At 69.1% G+C, this 17,068-nt stretch carries 12 protein-coding genes; 5 read left to right on the forward strand and 7 right to left on the reverse strand.

Going from position 1 to position 17,068, the window contains the following annotated elements; genetic code table 11:
* Positions 1-10 precede the first annotated feature (10 nt).
* The 4 genes from ABD264_RS01835 to ABD264_RS01850 all read right to left on the reverse strand — a co-directional run bounded on the left by ABD264_RS01835 (position 11) and on the right by ABD264_RS01850 (position 6,342).
* Entirely contained in the window at positions 11-730 is a 720-nt protein-coding gene (locus ABD264_RS01835; protein ID WP_244944652.1) for an HAD hydrolase-like protein, read from the reverse strand.
* The gene (gene uvrA, locus ABD264_RS01840) at positions 727-3,717 is read right to left on the reverse strand and encodes an excinuclease ABC subunit UvrA (protein ID WP_344204535.1); all 2,991 of its coding nucleotides are present in this window, start codon (positions 3,715-3,717) and stop codon (positions 727-729) included. Before uvrA ends, ABD264_RS01835 begins: the two co-directional genes overlap by 4 nt.
* An 88-nt stretch (positions 3,718-3,805) precedes the next feature.
* A complete protein-coding gene (locus tag ABD264_RS01845) occupies positions 3,806-5,734 on the reverse strand; it encodes an MDR family MFS transporter (RefSeq protein WP_290499773.1) in 1,929 nt (642 codons plus the stop codon).
* Positions 5,731-6,342 carry a MarR family winged helix-turn-helix transcriptional regulator gene (locus tag ABD264_RS01850; protein ID WP_344203837.1) on the reverse strand — a complete coding sequence of 204 codons (612 nt, stop codon included), beginning with the start codon at positions 6,340-6,342 and terminating at the stop codon, positions 5,731-5,733. The genes ABD264_RS01845 and ABD264_RS01850 overlap by 4 nt, the downstream gene beginning before the upstream one ends.
* A gap of 120 nt (positions 6,343-6,462) precedes the next feature.
* Between ABD264_RS01850 and ABD264_RS01855 the strand changes: the two genes are divergently transcribed.
* From ABD264_RS01855 to ABD264_RS01875, 5 genes are all read left to right on the forward strand, one after another.
* Entirely contained in the window at positions 6,463-7,119 is a 657-nt protein-coding gene (locus tag ABD264_RS01855; protein ID WP_144942648.1) for an MBL fold metallo-hydrolase, read from the forward strand.
* Positions 7,113-8,120, forward strand: a complete 1,008-nt coding sequence (locus ABD264_RS01860) for a bile acid:sodium symporter family protein (protein ID WP_425554282.1) — start codon at positions 7,113-7,115, stop codon at positions 8,118-8,120. The genes ABD264_RS01855 and ABD264_RS01860 overlap by 7 nt, the downstream gene beginning before the upstream one ends.
* Before the next feature lie 162 nt (positions 8,121-8,282).
* A complete protein-coding gene (locus ABD264_RS01865) occupies positions 8,283-10,895 on the forward strand; it encodes a DEAD/DEAH box helicase (RefSeq protein WP_303106430.1) in 2,613 nt (870 codons plus the stop codon).
* Positions 10,896-10,975: 80 nt separating this feature from the next.
* On the forward strand, positions 10,976-11,572 hold the full coding sequence (locus ABD264_RS01870; protein WP_144942646.1) for a transcriptional regulator: 597 nt from the start codon (positions 10,976-10,978) through the stop codon (positions 11,570-11,572).
* Positions 11,569-12,069, forward strand: coding sequence for a hypothetical protein (locus ABD264_RS01875; RefSeq protein WP_144942645.1), 501 nt, complete (start codon positions 11,569-11,571; stop codon positions 12,067-12,069). The genes ABD264_RS01870 and ABD264_RS01875 overlap by 4 nt, the downstream gene beginning before the upstream one ends.
* Positions 12,070-12,111: 42 nt before the next feature.
* Here the strand turns inward: ABD264_RS01875 and ABD264_RS01880 are convergent, their stop codons facing one another.
* The 3 genes from ABD264_RS01880 to uvrB form a co-directional block, all read right to left on the reverse strand.
* A complete protein-coding gene (locus ABD264_RS01880; protein WP_144942644.1) occupies positions 12,112-13,350 on the reverse strand; it encodes a TerC family protein in 1,239 nt (412 codons plus the stop codon).
* 201 nt (positions 13,351-13,551) lie between these two features.
* Complete coding sequence (locus tag ABD264_RS01885) at positions 13,552-14,772, reverse strand: TerC family protein (RefSeq protein WP_344203842.1); 1,221 nt, start codon at positions 14,770-14,772, stop codon at positions 13,552-13,554.
* 105 nt (positions 14,773-14,877) lie between these two features.
* Complete coding sequence (gene uvrB / locus ABD264_RS01890; RefSeq protein ID WP_144942642.1) at positions 14,878-17,025, reverse strand: excinuclease ABC subunit UvrB; 2,148 nt, start codon at positions 17,023-17,025, stop codon at positions 14,878-14,880.
* Positions 17,026-17,068: the final 43 nt, after the last annotated feature.

Raw genomic sequence — 17,068 nt, forward strand, 5'->3', positions numbered from 1 at the left:
CTCGCGCTCCCTACTGCTCCGTGTATGGCAGGAGCAAGTGTGCCAAATCACCGGGCTCGTGGGCGAGTGCGGCACATTCGCCCTCCAGCTCGCCGGGCTGAGCGAAGCCCCACAGCGCGCCCACGCAGTCGATGCCGTGGCTGCGTGCGCCGTCCGCGTCGTAGCTGCGGTCCCCCACCATGACCGTGCGGGTGGGGTCGGGGGGCAGCGCCCCGAGCCTGCGCAGGGCCTCGCCGATGATCGCGGGCTTGTCGTGCAGGGGTCCGGGCGCGTTCGCGGCACCGGGGCCGTTCCCCGCACCCGCACCGGGACCGGCGAGGTCGTCCGCAGCGCCGGAGACGGTCTCGAAGTACCCGGCGAGGTCGAAGCGCTCGACCACGGTGGTCGCGATGCGCTCGGGCTTCTGCGTGGCGACGGCCTGCCGCACGCCCCGCTGCGCGAGGGTGTCGAGCACCTCCCGGATCCCGGGGTAGAGGCGCGTGCGCTCGAGGCCCTCGGTGAGGTAGCCGGCCCGGTAGACGGAGACCACCTGTCGGATCTGATCCTCCGGGACGTCGGTGTAGCGCCGCAGGGACTCCCCGATGGGCGGTCCGACGAAGCGTTCGAGGTTCTCCGGGACGTCGAACCCACACGTCCACAGCGCCTCCGCGATGCCGTCCGTGATGGCCCCGGCGGGGTCCAGGACGGTGCCGTCCAGGTCCCACAGCACCACGGGCCGCTGCGGGCTCACGCCCGCTCCCCCGACGTCGCCATCTCCCGCGTGGCCGGCTCGCCCGCCTCGTGGGCGGCTTCCCTCGCGGCGGAGCTCTCGAGCACCTCGCGCAGGAACTGGCCCGTGTAGCTGTCCTCGTTGCGGGCCACCTGCTCCGGGGTCCCCTCGGCCACGACCGTGCCACCGCCCGAGCCGCCGTTGGGGCCGAGGTCCACGATCCAGTCCGCGGACTTCACGACGTCCAGGTTGTGCTCGATGGTCATGACGCTGTTGCCCTTGTCCACGAGGCTCTGCAGCACCATCAGCAGCTTGCGGATGTCCTCGAAGTGCAGACCCGTGGTGGGCTCGTCCAGGACGTAGATGGTGCGCCCGTTGGAGCGCTTCTGCAGCTCCGCGGCGAGCTTCACGCGCTGGGCCTCGCCACCGGAGAGGGTGGTGGCAGGCTGGCCCAGGCGCACGTAGCCCAGGCCCACCTCCACGAGGGTGTTGAGGTAGCGCGCGATCGCGGTGAACGGGGCGAAGAACTCGGCCGCCTCCTCGATGGGCATGTCCAGCACCTCGGCGATGTTCTTGCCCTTGTAGTGCACCTCGAGGGTCTCGCGGTTGTATCGGGCCCCCTTGCACACCTCGCACGGAACGTAGACGTCCGGCAGGAAGTTCATCTCGATCTTCAGCGTGCCGTCACCGGAGCACGCCTCGCAGCGCCCGCCCTTGACGTTGAAGGAGAACCGGCCCTGCTGGTAGCCGCGGACCTTGGCCTCCTGGGTCTCCGCGAAGAGCTTGCGGATCCGGTCGAAGACCCCCGTGTACGTGGCGGGGTTGGAGCGCGGGGTGCGCCCGATGGGGCTCTGGTCCACGTGCACCACCTTGTCCAGGTGCTCCAGCCCGTCGATGCGCCGGTGGCGACCCGGCACCTGCTTGGCACCGTTGAGCTGGTTGGCCAGGCTCGTGTAGAGGATGTCGTTGACGAGCGTGGACTTCCCGGAGCCGGAGACACCCGTGACGGCCACGAAGACCCCCAGGGGGAAGTCCACCGTGAGGTTCTGCAGGTTGTTCTCGCGCGCCCCGACCACCGTCAGCTTGCGCTTGGGGTCGATCGGGCGGCGCTTCCGGGGCACCTCGATGAGCCTGCGCCCGGTGAGGTAGTCCGCGGTGATGGACTCCCGGTTGTGCAGCAGCTCGTCGTAGGTGCCGGAGTGCACCACGTCACCGCCGTGCACGCCGGCGCCGGGTCCCACGTCCACGACCCAGTCGGCCTCGCGCATGGTGTCCTCGTCGTGCTCCACCACGATGAGCGTGTTGCCCATGTCCCGCAGCCGCAGCAGGGTGTCGATCAGGCGCCGGTTGTCCCGCTGGTGCAGGCCGATGGAGGGCTCGTCCAGGACGTAGAGCACGCCCACGAGCCCGGCGCCGATCTGCGTGGCCAGCCGGATCCGCTGCGCCTCTCCGCCGGAGAGGGTGGCCGCGGCGCGCTCGAGGTTGAGGTAGTCCAGCCCGACGTCGATCAGGAACGTCAGGCGCGCCACGATCTCCTTGAGCACTTGGTCGCCGATCTTCGCCTCGCGGCTGTCCAGCTCCAGCTGCTCGAAGAAGGTCAGGGAGTCCCGCATGGGCAGCCGGGTGGCCTCCGCGATGTTCTTCCCGCCCACGGTCACGCCGAGGATCGTGGGGTTCAGCCGCGCGCCCCCGCACTCGGGGCAGGCCACCTGCCGCATGTACTGCTCGTAGCGGTCCTTGGCGTGGTCCGACTCGGTCTCCTCGTGCTTGCGCTTGATGTAGCCGAAGACCCCCTCGAAGCCCTGGGTGTAGCGCCGCTCGCGGCCCCACCTGTTCTTGTAGGCCACGGTGACCTTGTAGTCCTTGCCGTGCAGGATCGCCTTGCGCGCCTTGGTCGGAAGGTCCTTCCAGGGCGTGACGAGGTCGAAGCCGACCTCCTCGCCGAGCCCGGCCAGCAGCCGGTTCCAGTAGTCGCTCGTGGCCTTGCCGAGGGACCACGGTGCAATGGCACCCTCCACGAGGGAGAGGTCCGGGTTCGGGACCACGAGGTCCTCGTCCACCTCGAGCCGCGAGCCGATGCCGTCGCACTCGGGGCACGCGCCGAAGGGCGCGTTGAAGGAGAAGGAGCGGGGTTCGATCTCGTCCGTCTGCAGCGGGTGCTCGTTGGGGCACGCGAGGTGCTCGGAGAACGTGCGCCGGGCATCCGCCCACGGGGTCTCCTCCCCCTCTCGGGTCACGAGCTCCACCACCACGCGCCCGGAGGCCAGGTTCAGGGCGGTCTCCACGGAGTCCGTGAGCCGCTGCCGGGCGTCCGGCTTGGCGGTCAGGCGGTCCACCACGACGTCGATGGTGTGCTTGTACTGCTTCTTCAGCTTGGGAGCGTCCTCCAGCTGGACGGTCTCGCCGTCCACGACGGCGCGCGCGTAGCCCTGCTGGCTCAGCTGCTGGAACAGGTCCTGGAACTCGCCCTTGCGGCCCTTGACCACGGGTGCGAGCACCATGAAACGGGTGCGTTCGGGCAGCTCGAGCAGCTGGTCCACGATCTGCTGCGGGGTCTGCTTGGTGATGGGCTCCCCGCACACGGGGCAGTGCGGGTGGCCGATGCGCGCCCACAGCAGACGCATGTAGTCGTAGATCTCGGTGATGGTGCCCACCGTGGAGCGCGGGTTGCGGGAGGTGGACTTCTGGTCGATGGACACCGCCGGGGAGAGCCCCTCGATGAAGTCCACGTCCGGCTTGTCCACGCGCCCCAGGAACATGCGCGCGTAGGAGGACAGGGACTCGACGTAGCGCCGCTGACCCTCCGCGAAGATGGTGTCGAACGCGAGCGAGGACTTCCCGGACCCGGACAGGCCCGTGAACACGACCATGGAGTCCCGCGGGATGGTGAGGTCCACGTTCTTCAGGTTGTGCTCGCGCGCCCCCTGCACCACGATCTCCGTGAGGTCCGAGACCCCGGAGGCACGGGTCTTCGGCGCGTGCTCGTGTGCCGTGCGCTCGGCGAGCACGGACGTGGACTGGGCATCGGATGAAGGGGTTCGCTCTGACACGGCTGCAACTCTAGTCGCTGCCTCCGACACTCTTGGCGGCCCCGTGTCAGGCGCGGTGGCGGCCGCGCCCGGACGAGCTCTGCTCAGGCGACCCGTGATCCGGGGACCCGTACTCGGGCGCCCCGTGCTCAGGCGACCCCGCCTGCCCGTCCGGCTGCGCGGCGTCGTCGTCGGCACTGCTGGCCACCGCAGCGGAAACCGAGGGGTCCGAGGGGCCCGTCGTCGCGGGAGCCGCCGCGTGCGAACCGCGGGGCGACAGGGCCTCCTCGCCCCGGCGCTCGTGGGCGGAGCGGCGCAGGCCGGAGGCGCGCGCGTCGACCACGGGGATCTGCCCCGTCTCGGCGTGCTGCATGCGCAGCCCGGCGGCCGCAACCGGGTCCATGCGGCGCTGGACCACCGTGATCTGCCCGGTCTCCGGGTCCACCTCGGCCACGTCCACCGTGGCCCGCAGCGGGACCTCCACCATGAGCAGCACGCACGCCAGGGTGACCAGGGACGCGATACCCGCCACCAGGAAGAGCAGACCGGTGCCCGTGCCGTAGGCCTCGCGGATCGCTTCCAGCACGGCGGGCGGCAGGCCCGCGAGGTCCATCGAGGCGGCGTCCGGCGTGGCGGAGGAGTCCATGCCGTGCTCGGCGGCGAAGGCCGTCATCTGCGTGGAGAGGTGACGGGTGAGCAGCGCGCCGAAGAGCGAGACGGCCACGGCGCCGCCCACGGTGCGAAAGAAGGCCACGGCCGAGGACGCCGCACCCATGTCCTTGAGCCCCACGGTGTTCTGCACCGCGAGCACGAGGTTCTGGTTCAGCGTGCCCACGCCCAGGCCCACGAGGCAGATGAACACCCCCACGAGCCACGCCGGCGTGGTGTGGTTCAGCTGCGAGGCGAGGAACAGGCCCGTGGAGAGCACCATGCCGCCCACGATCAGCACGCGCTTCCACCGGCCGAAGCGGGTGATCAGCTGCCCCGCGACCATGGACCCCAGGAACGAGCCGACCACCTGCGGGAGCATGAGCAGGCCGGACTCGGTGGGCGTGTAGCCCTGGCCAAGCTGGAAGTACTGGCCCAGGTAGGTGGTGGAGGCGAACATGGCACCGCCGGTGGCGATCGCGGCGATGATCGCGAGCACGGTGGTGCGCTCCGTGATCACGTTCAGCGGCATGGCGGGCTCGCTCGCACGCCGCTCCACGGCCACGAACGCCACGGTGCCGAGCACGGTCACCACGATCAGCGCGATCGACTGCCACGAGCCCCACTCGAAGAGCTTGCCCGCAAAGGAAACCCACAGCAGCAGCCCGGAGGTGGCCACCGCGAGCAGGGCCATGCCCAGCACGTCCACCTTGGGTGTCTGCTCGCGCCGGACCTCCGGCACGCGCAGCGTGCGCACGATCAGCACCGCCGCGAGGACGGACAGCGGCACGGGGATCAGGAAGCACCAGCGCCAGCCGAAGGCGTCCACGATCAGCCCGCCCAGCAGCGGCCCCACGGACGTGGCCACGGCCATCACGGCCCCCATATACCCCGCGTAGCGCCCCCGCTCGCGCGGGGCGATGATCGCTCCCAGGATGGTCTGGGACAGCGCCGTGAGACCTCCCATGCCCACGCCCTGGATCACGCGGGCCACCACGAGCATGGTGATCGAGCCGGCGAGACCCGCGACCGCCGAGCCGACCACGAAGATGGCGATGGCGCCCAGCAGCAGCTTCTTCTTGTCGAAGAGGTCGGCCAGCTTGCCCCACACCGGGGTGGTGACGGCGTTGGCGAGCAGCGTGCCCGTGACCGTCCACGACAGCGCGGTCTGGTCCCCGCCGAGATCCGCCATGATGACGGGCAGGGCGGTGCCGATGATGGTCAGGGTGACCATCGCCATGAAGAACGCGGCGAGGATTCCGGTCAGGGCCCGCAGGACATCGCGGTGCTCCTGGTCGGGGGTGCGGGCGGTGCGGGCGGGGCGGCCCGGGTCCTGGGTGGCTGTCACGAGCGGGTCTCCTCTCCGCGCTCCGGGGACACCGGTGCGGCGGGTTGCGGGGGTGGGGTGTGGGACTCAGTCTCCCGGGCAGCGGGCGGTGTGCTCTCCCGGCCGGTGCCCAGCGACCGCGTCAGAAGGTCCGTGAGACTGGACAGGTCCTCGCGGGTGCGGCGCGCCTGGGCCTCGTCCAGCCCGGCCAGCCGGGCGGCGAGGTGTTCGGCGTCCTGGCGCAGGTGCGCCTCAAGCGCCCGGCGACCGGTCTCCGTGATGTCCACGATCTGGGCGCGGCCGTCCTGAGGGTCCTGCGCGCGGGCCACGTGGCCCAGCTGCTCCAGGGCCGCGAGGTGCCGGCTCATCCCGGACGCCCCCAGGCTGGACTCGGCCACCAGGTCCTTCGCGCGGCGACCAGGCCGGCACGAGAGGAACGTGAGGACGTTCACCTGCGACGTCGACAGCTCCCGGTGCGCCGCCGTCTCCTTGAGCACCCGGCGGGTGGCCCGCTGCAGCTCGAACAGGTCGCGGACGAGCTCCTCGGCGGTTTCGCGGGACAGGGGCACGGGCACCTCCCGGGCGGGGTCGGAGGGCACACGGGTGCCACGGAAAGATATTTGTTTCACGCAACTATATGGTGCGATGCGTGCCGCGTCGACGGGGACGGTGTTGGATCCGCCACACCCCGCGCGTCGCACGGCCTGGACCGTTCGCCCGCAACCGGGCTGCGGCCTAGACTCTCTGCCATGATCGCCACCCAGACAGAGGTCACGGAGCTCACCGACATCACGATTCGGCGCATCTCCGTGAGTGACATGGACAACAACGTGTACCTGCTGACCTCCAAGGCGGAGGGCACGCAGGTGCTCATCGACGCCGCGGACAACGCCCGCGCCATCGCCGGGATGGTCGCCGCGGGCTCGGGTGACTGCTCGGACTGGGCCAACCTCCAGCTGATCGTCACCACGCACTCGCACTGGGACCACGTGCGGGCACTGGAGGAGGTGGCCACGCACTCGGAGGCCATGACCGCGTGCGGCGCGGCGGACGAGAACGACATCGCGGTGCCCATGGACCTCACCTTCGAGAACGGGGACACCGCCGAGCTGGACGGCTTCGAGCTGGAGGTCATCGAGCTGCGCGGGCACACCCCCGGTTCCATCGCGCTCGTCTACCGGGACCCGCACGGCCCCGCCCACATCTTCACCGGCGACTCACTCTTCCCGGGCGGTCTCGGCAAGACGGACTCCCCCGAGGCGTTCCGGCAGCTCTACACGGACGTCACGCAGCGGATCTTCGACCGCTTCGACGACGACACCGTGATCCACCCCGGCCACGGTGCCCCCACAACCCTCGGCGCGGAGCGGCCGCACCTGCGGGAGTGGGAAGAGCGCGGCTGGTGAGCACCCCCTCGCCCCGCGCCGAGGCCGGTTCCGCCGACGACGCCGCGGGGCCCGGTACCGCGGACCGCGCCGCCTACGTGGCGGTGCTCGTGTTCCCCGTCCTCGTGCTGGCCGGTGGGCTCGCGGGGTACCTCTTCGCGCCCACCGTGCACCAGGCCGCACCCTGGACCAACACCCTGCTGGGGCTCGTGATGTTCGGGATGGGCCTGACCCTGCGCCCCGCTGACTTCGCGCTCGTGGCAAAGCGCCCCGTCCCCATCGCCGTGGGCGTGCTCGCGCAGTACGTGGTGATGCCCGGGGTCGCCGTGCTCGTCTCGTGGCTGATGCAGCTGCCCCCGGAGATCGCCGCGGGCGTGATCCTCGTGGGCTGCGCCCCGGGCGGCACGGCGTCGAACGTGGTCTCGTACCTGGCTCGCGGTGACGTGGCCGTGTCCGTGACCATGACCTCGATCTCCACCCTGCTCGCTCCCCTGCTCACACCGCTGCTGACGCTGTGGCTCGCGGGTGCGTACATGCCCCTCGACGGCGCCGCCATGGCCCGCTCGATCGCGATGGTCGTGCTGCTGCCCGTGGTGCTCGGGCTGGTGGTCCGCCTCGCCCTGCCCCGCGTGGTCTCCCGCCTGCTCCCGGTGCTGCCCTGGTTCTCCGTGGTGGTGATCGCCGCCATCGTGGCCATCGTGGTCTCCGGGTCGGCGGACGAGATCGTGCAGGCGGGGCTGCTTGTGCTCGTCGCCGTGGCCGTGCACAACGTGCTCGGGCTGCTCCTCGGCTGGGCCGTGGGCCGGGTGACGGGCCAACCCGCGCCGGTGCGGCGCACGACTGCCATCGAGGTGGGCATGCAGAACTCGGGTCTCGCCGCCGGTCTCGCGGCGCAGTACATGTCCCCTGTGGCCGCCCTGCCGGGTGCCGTGTTCTCCGTCTGGCACAACCTCTCGGGCGCGGTCTTCGCGCTGCTGTGTCGCCGGGTGGATGCCCGCGCCACGGCACGCAACAAACTCTAGGCCGGTCGTCGCCCGCGGGCACGAAGGCCACATCCCGCCGTGCCCTGGCCGCCTGAAGGAACCCCTTCCCTCCCGCGGGGCGCGGCGCCTGCGCGTCCCCCCCCCACTGGGGCGAGAGCGACGTCGTTCTGCGTGTCAGGGGCTCCCGATAGGCTGGCTGGGATGAAACTCCTCGACTCCCTGGCACCCGATCTCTCCGCACCCGGCCACCACTACCTGCGGGGTGACTTCGCGTCCAACCCGCTGAGCGAGGACGAGGTCTACGAGGGGTTCTTGGGCTGGATCGCCTCCCGGGACATGGAGCTGTACCCCGCGCAGGACGAGGCCGTGCTGGAGGTGGCCAACGGGTCCAACGTGATCCTGGCGACCCCCACGGGCTCGGGGAAGTCCACCGTGGCCGTGGCCGCGCACTTCGCGGGGCTCGCTCGCGGGCAGCGCTCGTACTACACGGCACCCATCAAGGCACTCGTGTCCGAGAAGTTCTTCGACCTCTGCGAGATCTTCGGCGCGGAGAACGTGGGCATGGTCACCGGCGACTCCGCCGTGAACCAGGACGCCCCCATCGTGTGCTGCACCGCGGAGATCCTCGCCAACGTGGCACTACGGGAGGGCCCGGACGCGGACCTCGGCGTGGTGGTCATGGACGAGTTCCACTTCTACGCGGACCCCCAGCGCGGGTGGGCGTGGCAGGCCCCGCTCATCGAGCTGCCCCAGGCCCAGTTCCTCCTCATGAGCGCCACCCTCGGGGACGTCTCCCGCATCGAGCAGCGGCTCGAGGAGACCACCGGGCGCGCCACGGCGCTCGTGACCTCCACCGAGCGGCCCATCCCCCTGCACTACTACTACTCCGAGCGCCCGATCCACGAGGAGCTCGAGGAGCTGCTCACCACCCACCAGGCCCCGGTCTACGTGGTGCACTTCTCCCAGCTGCAGGCCGCGGAGCAGGCGCAGAGCCTGATGTCCGTGGACGTGCTGAGCAAGGACGAGAAGCAGCGGGTCGCGGAGCTCATCAAGGACTTCCGGTTCTCGGCCGGCTTCGGCAAGACGCTGAACCGGCTCGTGCGCCACGGAATCGGCGTGCACCACGCGGGCATGCTGCCCAAGTATCGCCGGCTCGTGGAGCAGCTCGCCCAGACCGGGCTGCTGAAGGTCATCTGTGGCACAGACACCCTGGGCGTGGGGATCAACGTGCCCATCCGCACGGTAGTGATCACGGCGCTGTCCAAGTACGACGGCCGCCGCACCCGCCGGTTGAGCGCGCGCGAGTTCCACCAGATCGCCGGTCGTGCCGGCCGTGCCGGGTACGACACCGCCGGAACGGTGGTGGTCCAGGCCCCGGAGCACGTGATCGAGAACGAGCGGGCCATGGCGAAGGCACGGGCCAAGCACGGGGACGACCAGAAGAAGCTGCGCCAGGTGCCCAAAAAGAAAGCGCCCGAAGGATTCGTGTCCTGGAGCCGCAAGACCTTCGACCACCTGGTGGAAGCCACGCCCGAGCCCCTCACCTCGTCCTTCGACGTCACCCACTCCATGGTGCTCAACATGCTCCAGCGCCCCGGGGACAACATCACCGCGGGCTACCGGCTGCTCACCAGCGTGGACGAGCCCCGGGCGCGCCAGCGCGCTCTCGTGCGCCAGGCCCTCGCCATCCTCAAGGAGCTGCTGCGCGCCGGGGTGGTCGTGCGGCTGCCCGAGCCGGACGAGACGGGGCGCCGCTACCGGCTCACCGTGGAGCTGCAGGAGAACTTCGCGCTCAACCAACCGCTGTCACCATTCGCCCTCGCCGCGCTGGGACTGCTGGACCCGGAGTCCGAGACGTACGCCCTCGACGTCGTCTCCGTCATCGAGGCCACCCTCGAGAAGCCCCGGCAAGTACTGAACCTGCAGGAGAAGAAGGTCAAGGGCGAAGCGCTGGCCGCCATGAAGGCCGAGGGTCTCGAGTACATGGAGCGGATGCGCGAGCTCGACGAGATCACCTACCCGCAGCCGCTGAAGGAGCTCCTCGAGCAGGCGTTCGAGACCTACCGGAGTTCCGCGCCCTGGGTCTCCCAGTTCGAGCTCTCCCCCAAGTCGATCGTGCGGGACATGTACGAGCGCGCCATGACGTTCGGGGACTACGTGCAGTTCTACGGTCTGGCCCGTTCCGAGGGCATCCTGCTGCGCTACCTCTCGGACGCCTACAAGGCCCTGCGCCAGACGGTGCCCGTGGACGCGAGCACCGAGGCGCTCACGGACCTCGTGGAGTGGCTCGGCGAGAGCATCCGCCAGACCGACAACTCCCTGCTGGACGAGTGGGAGAAGCTCGCCTCCGGTGTGGAGTCTCCCTCCGGGACCAGCGTGGACTCGCTCGAGGAGCTCGTGGCGGAGCAGCCCGAGGGCGTCACCTCCAACACGCGGGCCTTCCGCGTCATGGTGCGCAACGCCCTGTTCCAGCGCGTGGAGCTCTTCGCTCAGGAGAAGGACAAGGTCCTCGGCGCGCTCGACGAGAAGACCGGGTGGAACCGCGACCGGTGGGCAGACGCCTTGGACGCCTACTTCGCCGAGTACGAGGACATCTACACGGATGCCCAGTCCCGCGGGCCGGCTCTGATCCGCATCAACGAGAACCCCGACGGTCTCGCGGGCTTCTGGACGGTCACGCAGGTCTTCGACGACCCCGACGGTCACCACGACTGGGGCATCAATGCGCGCATCGACCTCGCCGCCTCGGACGAGGACGGCTTCCCCGCGGTCCTTGTAGACAACGTGGGCAACGTGACGGAGACGGGGCGGTAACGCACTGCCGCTGATATGCGGTTTTAAACGCATAGCATGCTGTCATGCAGTGCTGATCGCATAAAGCAGAGGGAGTCATCGTGTTCGTCCTGACGATCGACCGACGCGCGTCACGCCGTGACGGCCCGGCGCTGGAGATCTCCGCGCTGCGCGACGAGCTGCAGCACGGCCTGCCCCGCCCGGTTCTCGGCTGGGACGTGAGCGCGGGGGACGAGCTCCAGGCCCTGTACGACGACGCTGCGGCCGCCCTGAGCGCGCTGCTGCACCTCGCGGACTCGGCCCGGTGGCACGTCGGCCTGGGCATCGGCCCCGTGGACCTGCCCCTGGGCGACTCCGTACGGGAGTCCACGGGCCCGGCGTTCGTCGCCGCCCGTGACGCGGTCACCCGTGCGAAGGACCACGGCGCCCCGGTGGTGAGCGGCAACGAGTGGGCCGAGCGGACGGGAATCGTGCTGGATCTCGTGTGCGCCGTCCGGGACCGCCGGACGGACGCCGGGGCCCGGGCCGCTGCCCTGGCCGACGACGGGCAGACCCAGCAGCAGATGGCCACCTCCCTGGGAATCGCCCAGTCCTCGGTGTCACGACGACTCGCAGCCGCGCTGTGGCACGAGGAGCACGCGGTGCGGGAGACGCTCGTGGCGCTGCTGGACCTCGCCGATCAGGGGCGGGATTCATGACGGCGCTGCGCCCCCTGGCCACCGTTGCGCTGCCGCTCGTGCTCGTGGCGGTCACGGCGGTGTGGACGTGGCTCGCAGGCACCGCACCGGGGGTGTGGACCTTTCCCGCCCTCCTCGTGGCCGGCACCCTGTCTGGGGATCCCGTGGTCCGCGCGGTCTTCTCCTTCGCGGACGTCTCCGACGAGCGCCCCGCGCCTGAGGTGAGCCCCTGGACCGAGTCCGATGCCGTGGCCGACCCCGTGGACCCGCCCCTGCGCGGAGGACTTGTGATCGGCGCACTCGAACGCGCAGCGGCGATCGTCTCGCTCATGACCGGCATGGTGGCCGGGATCGCCGTGATCGTGGCTGTCAAGGGTCTCGCCCGCTACGGCGAGTTCACCAACGCCCAGCAGCGGGAGCAGTTCATCATCGGCACGCTCGTCTCCCTGCTCTGGGCGGCCCTGTTCGCTGGTGCCGGCCTGTGGTGCACGACGCCGCCCGGGCCGTTCGGCACCTGACGGTTCCGTCTCCCAGACCGGGTCGATCGGCGTCGTCGGCCCTCAGCGGTCCGCGTCGAGATCTGGGGAGGGCGTGCTGACCCGGCCGGTCTCGGCGAACTCCCGGTGCTGGCCGCGCGCTGTCTCCAGCATCGCGCGGAAGCGGGCCCGCGACGTGATCAGCTCGTCCTTGTGCTTCTCCGAGATCCGGGGGAAGTGCGCGTGCGCCTCGGCGATCTGCCGCGCGAGGGCGTTGCGCTCCTCGGCCGGTGCGCCCGCGGGCAGCGCCAGGTAGCGCTCCGTGAGGTCCTGGACGCGCTGGATGGTGCGCAGCGCCTGCCCCTTGGGACTGTAGAGGGACACCAGCACGGTGATCACGAGCACCGAGATGATCACGGCGAGAGACGCTCCGATGCCGATCTCGACCACGGGCACGTGGGCGCCGTCGTTGATGAAGGGCAGCGTGTTCTCGTGCAGGGCGTGCAGGACGAGCTTCACACCGATGAACGCCAGGATGAGCGAGAGGCCCCACGACAGGTAGATGAGGCGGTCCAGCAGCCCGTCGATCAGGAAGTACAGCTGGCGCAGGCCCATGAGCGAGAATGCCGTGGCCGTGAAGACGATGTAGGGCTCCTGCGTGAGCCCGAAGATCGCGGGGATCGAGTCGAGCGCGAAGAGAATGTCCGTGCCGCCGATCGCGACCATGACCAGCAGCATGGGAGTCAGCGCGCGCTTGCCCTCGTGGACGGTGAAGAGCTTGTCGCCGTCGTAGTAGTCCGTGGTGTGGAAGACCTTCCGGGCCAGGCGCACCACGATGTTGTTGGCGTCGTCCTCCTTGCCCTCGCTGATCTCCCCCTTGATGAGGTTGCCAGCCGTGAGGATGAGAATCAGGCCGAAGAGGTAGAACACCCAGGAGAACGCGTTGATCGCCGCGGCGCCCACGAAGATGAACGCGGTGCGGGCAATGAGTGCGAAGACGATGCCGAAGAGCAGCACCTTCTGCTGGTCCGCGCGGGGCACGGCGAACGAGCCCATGATGATGAGGAACACGAAGAGGTTGTCCACGGACAACGCCTTTTCCGTGATGTAGCCGCCGTAGTACTCGGCCATCAGGGTGGGGCCGTCCAGCCACAGGATCACGAGCCCGAAGAGCAGCGCGATCCCCACATAGACAGCGGACCAGATGGCCGCTTCCCTGATGGTGGGTTCGTGCGCCTTGCGGACGTGGAAGACGAAGTCGTAGGCCAGCAGGCCGAGGATCAGGGCAATCGTGATGCCCCACTGGAGGGAGGTGATCTCCACAGGGAGTCTCCTTGCGGGTCGAGAAACCACACAAGTCTCTCCCCCACGCCCGTGATGTCCGGTGCAACGACCGGAGTGCGCGGTTTGGCGTGGTCCGTGCCCGGCCCGACGATGGCGTCGGACGTACTGACGGACACGGAAGGTGAGGGATACTCCCTTGCTTGCCGTCGATCATACCGGAGCCGCCGGCCGGCCGCGGGGTCAGTTCCGCGCGCGACCCTTCGCGTCCGCGATGCGCTGCTCCCGCAGACCGTGAGCCCGCTCGAGGAGGTCGTGGTAGCGGGTCTCGGACTCGATGAGCTCGTCCCGGTACTTCTCCTTCACGTTCGGCAGCTGCGCACGGTACTTGTTCATCTTCTGGGCCGCCTTGGTGCGTTCCTCCACCGGAGCGCTCTCCGGGGTGTCGAGGTAGCGCTCGGCCCACAGCTGGGCTCCATTGATGATCCGCACGGCACGGCCCTTGGGGCTGTAGAGCGAGGCGAGGACGGTCAGCACCAGGACGCCGATGATGACGGCGAGCGAGAACCCGGTGGTCACCTCGACCACGTGCACGGGCTCACCCCCGTTGATGAAGGACAGGGTGTTCTCGTGCAGCGCATGCAGGATGAGCTTCACGCCGATGAACCCGAGGATGAGCGCCAGGCCCCAGGAGAGGTAGATGAGGCGGTCCAGCAGCCCGTCGATCAGGAAGTACAGCTGGCGCAGGCCCATGAGCGAGAACGCCGTGGCCGTGAAGACGATGTAGGTCTCCTGGGTCAGCCCGAAGATCGCGGGGATCGAGTCGAGCGCAAACATGATGTCGGTGAGCCCGATCGCCACCATGACCAGCAGCATGGGGGTCATCATGCGTTTGCCGTCCACCTCGGTGAACAGCTTGTCCCCGTCGTACTCGTCCGTGGTCTTCAGGAAACGCTTGGCCAGGCGCACCATGACGTTGTTGGCGCCGTCCTCCTCGTCCACGTCCGTGACCTCGCCCTTGACCAGGTTGCCTGCGGTGTAGATGAGAAAGATGCCGAACACGTAGAACAGCGCGGACCAGCGGTTGATGGCTGCCGCCCCCACGAAGATGAACAGGGTCCGGGCGATCAGCGCCACCACGATCCCGAACAGCAGCACCTTCTGCTGGTCCGCCCGCGGCACCTTGAAGGACGCCATGATGATGAGGAACACGAACAGGTTGTCCACGGACAGTGCCTGCTCCGTGATGAACCCGGCGTAGTACTCCGCCGCAAAGCCCGGCCCGTCCCAGATCAGCACGATCAGCCCGAACAGCAGCGCGAGGGACACGTAGAGGCTCGTCCACAGCGCCGCTTCCTTGATGGTGGGCTCGTGCGGCTTGCGCGCGTGGAAGATGAAGTCGTAGGCGAGCAGGCCCAGGATCACCGCGATGGTGATCCCCCACTGCAGTCCGGAAATCTCCACGAGTACCCCTTAGACGAGAGCGTTGCTGGGAGCAGCCCGTGAACGGACCACACAGATGTGGAAGTGTACCCGACCGCCGAGCCGCCAGGCACGGTTCAGGAGGGCTCAGGCGTGCCCGGCGTCCTTCATGCGGCGTAGCTCCTTCTTGAGGTCCGCGATCTCGTCCCTCAGCCGCCCGGCGAGCTCGAACTTCAGTTCCGCCGCGGCATTGCGCATCTGCTCGCTGAGCTCCTCGATGAGCTGCACCAGGTCCTCGGCCGGGGCCGCCGCGACACCGTCCCGCAGCAGCTTGGACTCCGCTGCCGCTGCCGCCTGGTCCCTGCCGGGGGCCCTGCCACGCGTACCGCCGTCTTTGCCCTTGACCGGCGCGGTGTGGTTGTTCGCGGCGGAGCGCTGGGCCAGCAGGGTCCGGGTGTCCTCGTCCTCTCGGGCCAGCTGATCCGTGATGTCCGCGATCTTCTTGCGCAGGGGTTGCGGGTCGATCCCGTGCTCTTTGTTGTACGCCACCTGGATCTCCCGGCGGCGGTTCGTCTCCTCGATCGCCACGTCCATGGAGCGCGTGATCTTGTCCGCGTACATGTGGACCTCGCCCGAGACGTTGCGGGCGGCTCGGCCGATCGTCTGGATCAGCGAGGTGGTGGAGCGCAGGAAGCCCTCCTTGTCCGCGTCGAGGATCGCCACCAGGGACACCTCCGGCAGGTCGAGGCCCTCGCGCAGCAGGTTGATGCCCACGAGGACGTCGTACGTGCCCATGCGCAGGTCCCGCAGCAGCTCCACGCGCTTGAGGGTGTCCACGTCCGAGTGCAGGTACTGCACGCGCACCCCGTGCTCCATGAGGTACTCGGTGAGGTCCTCGGCCATGCGCTTCGTCAGGGTGGTCACGAGCACACGCTCGTTGCGCTCCACCCGCAGCTCGATCTGCTCCAGGAGGTCGTCGATCTGGCCCTTGGTGGGCTTGACGATCACCTGCGGGTCCACCAGCCCGGTGGGGCGGATGATCTGCTCCACCACCGAGTCCACCTTGGACATTTCGTACGGGCCAGGTGTGGCGGACATGTACATGGTCTGTCCGATGCGCTCCAGGAACTCGTCCCACTTCAGGGGCCGGTTGTCCATGGCGGAGGGCAGCCGGAAGCCATGCTCCACCAGGGTGCGCTTGCGGGACATGTCCCCCTCGTACATGCCGCCGATCTGAGGCACGGTCACGTGGGACTCGTCGATGATGAGCAGGAAGTCGTCCGGGAAGTAGTCCAGCAGACAGTGCGGGGCCGAGCCGCGGGGACGGCCGTCGATGTGCAGGGAGTAGTTCTCGATGCCGTTGCAGTAGCCCATCTGCTCCATCATCTCGAGGTCGTACTGCGTGCGCATGCGCAGTCGCTGTGCCTCGACGAGCTTGTTCTGTGACTCCAGCTCCTGCAGCCGCTCCTGGAGCTCCTTCTGGATGGACTCGATGGCCACCGCCATGCGCTCGGCGCCGGCCACGTAGTGCGAGGCGGGGAAGACGTACATCTCCTGCTCCTCGTTCACGATCTCGCCGGTGAGAGGGTGCAGCGTGTAGATGGCCTCGATCTCGTCCCCGAAGAACTCGATGCGCAGCGCCATCTCCTCGTACATGGGGATGATCTCCACGGTGTCCCCGCGCACGCGGAACGTGCCGCGGTGGAAGTCCATGTCGTTGCGCACGTACTGCATGTTGACGAACTGGCGCAGCAGGGCGTCCCGGTCCATCTCCTGGCCCACGGCCAGGGTGACCATCTGCTTGACGTACTCCTCCGGCGTGCCAAGGCCGTAGATGCACGAGACGGTGGAGACCACCACGGTGTCCCGGCGGGTGAGCAGGGAGTTCGTGGCGGAGTGGCGCAGCCGTTCGACCTCCTCGTTGACGGAGGAGTCCTTCTCGATGAAGGTGTCCGTCTGCGGGACGTAGGCCTCCGGCTGGTAGTAGTCGTAGTAGGAGACGAAGTACTCGACGGCGTTGTTAGGCAGCAGCTCCCGCAGCTCGTTCGCGAGCTGCGCGGCGAGCGTCTTGTTCTGCACGAGCAGCAGTGTGGGCCGCTGCACGGCCTCGATCAGCCACGCGGCGGTGGCGGACTTGCCCGTTCCCGTGGCGCCCATGAGCACCACGTCCTTCTCACCGCCCTGGATGCGTTCGGCGAGCTCGGCGATGGCCTTGGGCTGGTCACCGGCGGGCTGGAACCCGGAGACGACCTCGAAGGGGGCGACCACGCGGTTGATCTTCTGGGCGAGCGACATGGCATCAGGGTACGCGCAGGCTCAGACACGACGACGCCCGCGC

This window comes from Kocuria salsicia (assembly GCF_039532055.1).
In the GTDB taxonomy this organism is placed as follows: domain Bacteria; phylum Actinomycetota; class Actinomycetes; order Actinomycetales; family Micrococcaceae; genus Kocuria; species Kocuria salsicia.